This window comes from Paraburkholderia sp. (assembly GCF_035656215.1).
GTDB lineage: Bacteria > Pseudomonadota > Gammaproteobacteria > Burkholderiales > Burkholderiaceae > Paraburkholderia.
Window position 1 is genome coordinate 1 of record NZ_DASRSY010000483.1, and the last position, 8,606, is coordinate 8,606.

General features: G+C 62.0%; 6 protein-coding genes. 2 read left to right on the forward strand and 4 right to left on the reverse strand.

The annotated features are described in order from the left end of the window. The coding region (locus VFE81_RS28685; protein ID WP_325047810.1) for a sigma-54 dependent transcriptional regulator at nucleotides 1–1,354 on the reverse strand (1,354 nt) is incomplete at its 3' end. Nucleotides 1,355–2,587: 1,233 nt separating this feature from the next. Here VFE81_RS28685 and VFE81_RS28690 point away from each other — a divergent pair. Both VFE81_RS28690 and VFE81_RS28695 read left to right on the forward strand, forming a co-directional pair. Beyond that, the gene (locus VFE81_RS28690; protein ID WP_325047811.1) at nucleotides 2,588–2,875 is read left to right on the forward strand and encodes a hypothetical protein; all 288 of its coding nucleotides are present in this window, start codon (nucleotides 2,588–2,590) and stop codon (nucleotides 2,873–2,875) included. A gap of 302 nt (nucleotides 2,876–3,177) precedes the next feature. After that, nucleotides 3,178–4,608: a nicotinate phosphoribosyltransferase gene (locus tag VFE81_RS28695; RefSeq protein ID WP_325047812.1), complete on the forward strand. Its 1,431-nt coding sequence runs from the start codon at nucleotides 3,178–3,180 to the stop codon at nucleotides 4,606–4,608. 76 nt (nucleotides 4,609–4,684) lie between these two features. On the opposite strand, the gene VFE81_RS28700 is transcribed toward VFE81_RS28695, so the two are convergent. From VFE81_RS28700 to VFE81_RS28710, 3 genes are all read right to left on the reverse strand, one after another. After that, complete coding sequence (locus VFE81_RS28700) at nucleotides 4,685–6,523, reverse strand: ATP-binding cassette domain-containing protein (RefSeq protein WP_325047813.1); 1,839 nt, start codon at nucleotides 6,521–6,523, stop codon at nucleotides 4,685–4,687. Nucleotides 6,524–6,539: 16 nt separating this feature from the next. After that, a complete protein-coding gene (locus VFE81_RS28705; protein ID WP_325047814.1) occupies nucleotides 6,540–7,415 on the reverse strand; it encodes an extracellular solute-binding protein in 876 nt (291 codons plus the stop codon). Nucleotides 7,416–7,498: 83 nt separating this feature from the next. After that, nucleotides 7,499–8,437 carry a hypothetical protein gene (locus VFE81_RS28710; RefSeq protein ID WP_325047815.1) on the reverse strand — a complete coding sequence of 313 codons (939 nt, stop codon included), beginning with the start codon at nucleotides 8,435–8,437 and terminating at the stop codon, nucleotides 7,499–7,501. Nucleotides 8,438–8,606: the final 169 nt, after the last annotated feature.

Here is an 8,606-nt window from a genome sequence, read left to right on the forward strand (position 1 = left end):
GTTCCTGATGCAGCCGGTTCGTATGCATCAGGCGATACAGCGTTGCCCGCGAAACGCCGAGTTCGGCCGCGGCCTCGGACAATTTGTAGCCGTGCCGCTGCAACGCGTGCTCGATGGCGTCCTTCTCAGCCTTGCTGCGGATTTCCGCCAGTGTGACGGCCGGCCCGTTGTCGGTTTCCGGTAAACCGAGGTCGCTCGCCGTGATAAAACGACCTTCGCTCATCACCACGGCACGGCGCACGCAATTGATCAGCTCGCGCACGTTGCCCGGCCACGGATAGTTCGACATGGCGACGATCGCGTCGCTCGACAGCCCGCGCAATTTGCGCGCGCCGTCCTGCCGGTACATGCTGAGCGCGTAGTTGGCGAGCAGCTTGATGTCGCCGCCGCGCTCGCGCAACGGCGGCTCGACGAGCCGCAGCACACACAGGCGGTGATACAGGTCGGAGCGGAAACGGCCGTCTTCGACGGCTTTGTCCAGATCGACGTGGGTCGCCGAAATCACCCGTGCGTCGACCTTGATCGACCCATTACCACCGAGCCGTTCGATGGTGCCTTCCTGCAGAAAGCGCAACAGGACTGCCTGGCATTCATGCGGCATGTCGCCGATTTCATCCAGAAACAGGGTGCCCTCATTAGCGCTTTCGATCCGGCCGATCTTGCGCTGCAACGCGCCGGTAAAGGCGCCGCGCTCGTGGCCGAACAATTCGGCTTGCAGCAGGCTGGGTGGAATGGCCGCGCAATTGATCGCGACAAACGCCCGGCCGGCGCGCGGCGAGCGCTCGTGAATCGCACGGGCGGTCAGTTCTTTCCCCGTGCCCGATGCGCCGGCGACGAACACCGGTGCATCGGTCACGCTGCATTTGTCGATGCGACGGTACAACTGCTGCATTGCTTCGCATTGCCCGACCATGCCGTGCCGGCCGAGCGACGGCGCCGGTGCGACCGGCGCGTGCCGCAGGCTCGACAGTCCGTGCGCGTGGCCGAGCGCGAACACGAGCCGCTCGTTCAGCCACGGCCGGGTAACGAAATCGAAGCAATAGTCGAGGATAAAACGGCTGACCAGTTCATTTTCCGCCTGGCCCGGCGCGATCTGCGCGACCCAGTTGGTTTCGACGCGCCGCATGCAGGAGGCCAGAACGGACAAATGCTGGGACGTGCAGTCACCGGGCAATTCGACGAGCCCGACCTTGATGTTGTCCCGCTCGATCATGCGTTCGGCACTTGCCGTGCTTCTGGCGTGCACCGCTTGCCAGCCCGATGCTGCCAGGAAGCTGGCGAGATCCTGATCGGGCGAGTTCGATACGTACAGAACCGTACGTTCGGTGTCGACAGGCGTGCAAGTCGTATTCATGTAACCCCCGGATCGTTGCTGCTCTCAGAACTGCTTTTCGAACTGGACAAACCGGTAAGGACAAACTCACGGTTGCGGCAATGGCGGGGGCATGGAGTGGCGGCGTGAGCCGCGAGGTGTTACACATCGGACCGGTGGCAGAACAGCGCTCAACGCTGAAACCGCCGGACCTTTTCATCCCCGCATCATAAAAACCGTTCTTTGTCTCTGTGGCTTGAAACAGGCGCTCTACGTGGCGCATGGCTTAACCATAAGCGAAAGTGCTTTCGAGCGCCATACAAACAAATATGGATTCAGAAACGCTTTTCACGTCGCGAGGTGTTCGCTTGCGGTTCAAAAATAGCCGGTCAAGCCCGGCTGTGCGTGGTCTGCCACACAACGCTGCAAACTGCATTGCTGTAGGTGTGCGACGGATATCACGCCGTCTGGTCGCCGTGTCTCAAGCTTGCGACATGTTTGGCACCCTGCCGCCAGTGCTGTTTCGTGGCCCGAAGCATCGGCACATTTGACCGGACCCTGGCGCAAAGCACGGCCGGCCGTGGCCCGGTGAAGGGTGCAGCCAGTCATCCCGACAGGTAGAACCTTCCGCAATGCGTTGGAACGCGAACCAACCGTGTGTCGAATTCGAATCAACGTGTGCAGTCAGGCAGGGAGCGGCGAGGTACGTTGCAGCAAAAATCACGCTGCAGCAAAGGATTGAAGGCGCATGGCACAGCCATTGCAATAGGAGGATCACAAGCGAATGCATTGCCGCCAGGTTCCTGAAAGCCGGGGAAACAGCAGCCGGAGCCCGGTGGCAAACATAGTCTTCGTAAGCGCGGCCGGGGAAGCCGATGTGTCTTACGAGGGTGCGGCGGGGCCACTGAAAAACGGATGTCAAAAAAACGGGGTGAATGATCGATACGGCGTATCGGTCATTCGTCACCGGACAACGTGAAGCGCTGACCACGCCACTTTTTCCGTCAAGCTGGACGGACTCGAAGTCGACGGCCGACATTGACGGCCCATAGCGACAGGCACCGCACTCGAGCAATTCGCGAGCGCGCGACGCACAGAACAGGGAAGGGCAGCGTACGGTCAGGACCGGCCGGCGCGAAGAAGCGGGGAGGAACGGCCTTAGTCTCCATAGAGAGGCACACGCTACGAGGTGAGCCGGGCGCCATGCCCGCGTATTAGCGCGGGCATGGCTTACCTGGATACGGCCTTGAAATGACCGATCATTCGGGGGTTGTCATGAAAACGATCAGCAAGCTGGCCGCAGCGCGGCTGGACCACCACACCACAGCGCACGGCGCCGGTCTCTGCTATCGGCGTCACTTTGCGCGGCAGCGTACATTGTTCGCCGCGCCGTCGGCCGATCTGCTCACGCTAGTGATCGCCGAGGCGATCAAACGTAAAGCCCAACCCGAGATTCAGCGCGACGTGTTGCGCGACGCGATGTATGAAATCCCGGTTTCGCCTGAACCAGGCCACGATCGCGGTATGGACATTTACTCATCCGATCCGGACGACTACACCTGAACGTCGACCGCTAAAAGGAGCGCGGCCGCCTGTTCGCAGCGCGGCCGATTGCTCGTAAACGTCGGGATTCAGCATGTGATTGTTTGCGGATGCCAGCTTGCGTTGCAGGTTGGACGCACTGTGCGGGAGGCGCAACGCCTGTCCGACGACGAGCAGTATCGGACCTGGCGAGGTAAGGTGCGGTTTCGGGTGATGCCGGGCATGTTTTGCCGGTGTATGGTGTAGTTTTGCCTGCGGCGTAAGCGGCAAGACCGTGCCCACCCGATTACCCTTAAGAGAGCCGCGCGAGCCCCGCATCATCCATGCAAAACGATACAAACCCGTTCAACGACATGGCGTCGATCCTGTCCAATCCGATCCTCAACACGGATTCGTATAAGGCGTCGCACTACCTGCAATATCCGCCCGAAGCGTCGGCGATGTTTTCATACATCGAGTCGCGTGGTGGGCGCTATGACCGCACGCTGTTCTTCGGCCTTCAGATGCTGCTCAAGGAGTATCTGTGCCGCCCTGTCACCGCGGAGATGATCGGGCAGGCGAAGGCGTTCTTCATGGCGCATGGCGAACCGTTCAACGAAGCCGGCTGGCGCTACATCGTCGAGCACCATAACGGCTATCTGCCCGTGCGGATTCGCGCCGTGCCGGAAGGCTCGGTGGTGCCCACGCACAACGTTCTGGTCACGGTCGAATGCGACGATCCCCAGGTGTTCTGGCTGGCCTCGTATCTGGAAACGATGCTGCTACGCGTGTGGTATCCGATTACGGTCGCGACGCAAAGCTGGCATCTACGCAAGACCATTCGTGCTTATCTGGAGAAAAGCAGCGACGATCTCACGCAGCTGCCGTTCAAGCTGCACGATTTCGGCGCGCGCGGCGTGTCGAGTGCTGAGTCGGCGGCGATTGGCGGCTCGGCGCATCTCGTCAGTTTCATGGGCTCGGATACGGTGCTAGGTGTCATTGCGGCGAATCATTTCTACAACGAACCGATGGCCGCGTTTTCGGTGCCGGCAGCAGAGCACAGCACGATCACGTCATGGGGGCGTGAGCGTGAAACGGATGCATTCCGCAACATGATCGCGAAGTTCGGCAAGCCGGGGGCGATCGTTTCGGTGGTGTCCGATTCCTACGACCTGTTCGCCGCGCTCCAGGTATGGGGCACGGAGTTGAAGCAGGCGGTGCTCGATTCTGGCGGCACGCTGGTGATCCGCCCTGATTCCGGCGATCCGCTAACGATTGTCTTGCAGACCATGCGGGCGCTCGAGGCGTCGTTCGGTTCGACGGTGAACGGCAAGGGGCGGCGCGTGCTCAATAACATCCGCGTGATTCAGGGCGACGGCGTGAATCCGGATTCGATCGAAGCGATCCTTGCGGGCATGGATAAGGCCGGCTTTGCAGCGGACAACATCGTGTTCGGCATGGGCGGTGCGTTGCTGCAGCAGATCAACCGCGATACGCAGCGGTTCGCCATGAAGTGTTCGGCCATCCGGCTTGGGAACGAATGGCACGACGTACACAAGGATCCGGTCACGGATACCGGCAAGCGGTCGATGAAAGGTCGGCTGACATTGCTGGTGAATCGTCACACAGGCGAGTATCGGACGGTGACGTGGGACGACCGTACCGTTGAAGGGGATTGGGACGAAGCGCTCGTCACTGTTTTCGATTCCGGCAAATTGCTGGTCGATGTTGCGTTTTCTGAAGTCCGGAAGAGAGCCCACGCGGATGAGGGTTAGTTGGGTATTCGGCGCTAGCGGCCGCGGCATGGCGGTTGCGCCACCGCCGCTGCTGCTAGCGCCAAAAACAAACGTGTTAGCTCACGTTCCAGACCGAAACGCCGAGGGCATCGATATCAATCCGGCAAGCATTTCCTTCCCGTAGCTGGGCATCTTCGTTCGCGATATCGAACCGCACGCCCGCGATATTCAGGCGGACATACCGCTCACCGCGCCGTAACTCGACCGCATCGACCACGCCGGCATGAGCGCCATCGGGTGAAATAACCACGGCGTGGGACGAGATGCGCCACATCACCTTTCGCCCGGCAGGAATGGCCGAACCGCTATCGCCCGTTGCGATCGCCAACCCATTGCCAATCTCAACGTGCCCAGGCGCGGTCATCCAACCTTCACCGACGTTGTGCAAGCCGAGCAGCTCGGCAACCCGCATCGAAGCCGGCCGTTCGAACACCGCATCGATGGAACCGGCCTGCAGCACGCGCCCCTGTTCGACAACCAGCACCTCGTCGGCAAGCAGCGCCGCTTCGTCGGGATCGTGCGTGACGATAATTGTCACGGCCGCAATCTCGCGCTGCAACGCCCGCAGCGACTGCTGCAAACGACGCCGCCGCGGCGTATCGAGCGCCGCGAACGGCTCGTCGAATAACAACAATTCGCTATGACGCGTGAGCGCTCGCGCCAGCGCCACGCGTTGCCGCTGACCGAACGACAATTGATGCGGCAAGCGCGCAATCAGTTGCGCGAGGCCAAGATGATCGAGCCAGTAACGCGCGCTGGCTGCGTCGGCGTCGACGGGAAACGCGAGTTGCTGCGCGACCGTCATGTGTGGAAACAGACCGTAGTCTTGCGGCATATAGCCGATCTGGCGGCGCTCGGGCGGTAGTGTGCTCAAGTCGGTGGCGCCAAGCCGAACGGAACAGGACGCGTTGGATTCGAGCCCAGCAATCAGACGCAATGCCAGCGATTTGCCGGAGCCCGACGGCCCGATGATCGCAAGCCGCCGCGTCGCGGGCGTCCACGCTATATCGAGTTCGAACGCGCCCAGGCGGCGCTGCAAATGAAAGGCGAGACGAAGATCGGCAGTCCTGCCCCGGCTCGCCGTCAGATCCGTGCCGGGTTCCAGCGCATCGTCGCCATTTTCGATTTGTTCGAGCGAGGTTTTCTGCCGAAGGCTATAAATCGACAGCGCCGCACAGACAATCGCAATCGCGAGTGTGGGCAGAAGCAGCGGCATCATCGCCGGCAGGCCCTGACCACCGAATACGACATACGTGTACACCGGCAGCGAATACGGGTGATAGGCCACCATCACGGTCGCGCCGAATTCGCCGAAGGCGCGCAACCACGCGAGCGCGAGTCCCGCGCGAATCGCCGGCCATGCAACCGGCAACATGACGCGGAAAAAGCGGCTGCCCGCATGATGGCCGAGCGTCGCGGCCACGTCGTCGAGCACGGGGTCAACGGCGGCGAACGCCGATTTCGCGGCGATGATCAGGAAGGGCGCGGCGACGAAGATTTCCGCGAGCACGATGCCGGCAAACGAATCCGTCAGCGCCCCGCCGGTGAACCGGCCGACCCAGCTATACGGGCCGAGCAGAAACAGCAGCAGCACGCCGCTGGTGAGCGGCGGCAAGGCGAGCGGCAACTGCACGACGAAGCCGAGCAGCGCCATCTTGCGCGAGTTCGAGCGGGCCAGAAAATAGCCGAGTGGCACACCGCCCAGCAGAATCACGAGCGAGGCTATGCTGGCGCTTGCCGCCGATACGCCGACCGCCGACCACGTCGCGCGCCAATCGACATTCGGCCAATCCGCCGCGCCGAGTTGCGGCACGCTCGCGATAAACGGGGCGCACAGATAGACGGCAAGCAGCGCCGCCAGCCACAGCAGCGGTCGCGCAGTGGACCGGTTCACCGCCTGTTTCACCACCTTACTGCGCGGCGTCGATCACGGCTTGTACTGAAGGCGGCATCGCCTGCACGTTGCCGGTAACGGTGGGTTTGATCACATCCACGCCGTGTTGCTTAAGGAGCGCGCGCCCTTGTGCGCTCAGCAGGAAGTCGACGAAGCTGCTCGCGCCCGCACGGTTCGGTGCGTCGTTGAGAATGGTCAGCGTGTAGCTCGCTTTGGCCTGCAATTCAGGCGCCGGACGGATCGCCGGAATCTTCAGGTCGGACGTTTCGGTCGAATAGAAAAAGCCGCCGTCGAGCTGACCGGATTGCAAGCGGCCCACCAGCGTTTCTTCGGGCAAAACCTGCGCGGGATTTTCCGCGTCGCCCAGGGTCTTCTCGACGAGGTCCGGCTGATGGTAGAGCGACGCGGCCTTCGTCACCATCTCGACGGTGAACGCACCCTTCGGATCGAGCTTCGGATCGGTACGGCCGATACGGATGCCCGGCTCCTGCAACACCTGATCCCAGCGCTTGCTCTTGAAGTCCGCCGCGAACCTGCTTTGCGGGTTGTAGCCGATCATCAACGGCGATTCGGCGAAGCTCACATACCACGTGACATGGTCGCCGTTTGCCTCACCCATCAGGCTGGTGTTCACCTTCGGACTCGCACTGATGAACACGTCGCCGCGGCGCAGCTTGCCCTTGATCTCGTTAGCGATCTTGTTCGAGCCCGCCGCATAGCCGCGGAATTGCTGGCCGGTGGCCTTTTCAAAAGCCGGCCCCACGCTGCGTTCCATCAGATTGACGAGCGAACCGGCGTACAGCACGTTGACCGTGTTGTCCTGCGAGAAGGCGGGCGCGGTCGTCACCACGCCGGCGACGACCACGAAAGAGGCAAGGAGCTTGCGAATCATGCGATTAACCCCGATACGTTATTAAGAGCGCTATATTACGACGTCATCGCATTGCGTTGTGCGTCGCTGCGCGCGCCATGCGGTCAATTGAGCGGGAAAATCCGCACGTAACTGGTGCCGCTCGTGCTGCTTGCGCGGTCGATGGCGTACAACTGGTGCCGCCGCGCGTCCACGGCCACGCCGCGAGCGTCCTGAAAGTCGTTTGCAAGCACACCGATCGTGCCGTCCGGCGCGATCCGGCAGAGGCCGGTGGTGTTGCACTTGGTGTAGAGGGTGCCGCTTGCGTCGACGGCCATGAGGTCGGGGCTGTTGATCTGCACGAGCGTTGCGCTCGGCGCCACCGCCTGCGATCCGCCGAGCAGCGCGCTTAGACTCGATTTGACGATAGTGTTGTTCGCCTGATCGGAGACGTACACGGTGTCGCCCGACACGGCCACGCCGACCGGTTTGCCGAGGCCCGACAACAGATCGCGTTCCACAGCCGTATGAGCGTTCGGATCGTAGGTGATGAGGCTCAGGCCGCCTTGTGGCGGCGCGCTGCCGTTTTTGATAAACCACGTGGACAGTAAGCGATTCGAGCCGATCGAGATGAGGCCGAGGCGGCGTCGTGCCGGATCGGGGCCGCTCAGCGGTGTAATCGCGTCGACACCCGTGATGCCGAACACCGCGCTCGCGGTGCCGAAACCGAAGCGTTCGATCATCAGCGTGCCGGCATCGGCGAAGCTCAACTGGCTCAGGCTGTTCGCCTGGCCGGCCACGACCGGCACGGTGGCGTAATGCGAGAAGGTGTGACCGTCGGATGAGGAAAGCACGCCGTTGGTTTGATCGTCGGTGATGAAGACGGCGCCGTCCGCCGCACGCACCGCGATGCCGTTCGGCGAAGCGCTGACGGCGATACGTTGTGGCACAGCCGTGACATCATCGCCACCGCAGCCCGCCAGGAAGGCAATCAAACCACAACTGACGAGGGCGAGGCGGGTAGTGCGTAGCAGAGCGGGCGAGAGAGCGGGTGAAAAGCGCATGTGATCTCCTGAGTGCCCGCGTTGAAGGCCGGCCGCGAAGCCGGCCTGTCGACGCGAGCCGTGAATTTTTTATAGGTGTGGATGACCCCGGCTGAGTGGTCGATATGCCTGGCGATATAGTGCGTATCGATGCATTTTCGCGCTGCGGCGGCCATCGCAGCGTAATATA

Coding starts and splice junctions, on each gene's coding strand:
- VFE81_RS28695 (WP_325047812.1), top strand. CDS start 3,178: ATGCAAAACGATACAAACCCGTTCAACGACATGGCGTCGATCCTGTCC.
- VFE81_RS28705 (WP_325047814.1), bottom strand. CDS start 7,415: ATGATTCGCAAGCTCCTTGCCTCTTTCGTGGTCGTCGCCGGCGTGGTG.
- VFE81_RS28690 (WP_325047811.1), top strand. CDS start 2,588: ATGAAAACGATCAGCAAGCTGGCCGCAGCGCGGCTGGACCACCACACC.
- VFE81_RS28710 (WP_325047815.1), bottom strand. CDS start 8,437: ATGCGCTTTTCACCCGCTCTCTCGCCCGCTCTGCTACGCACTACCCGC.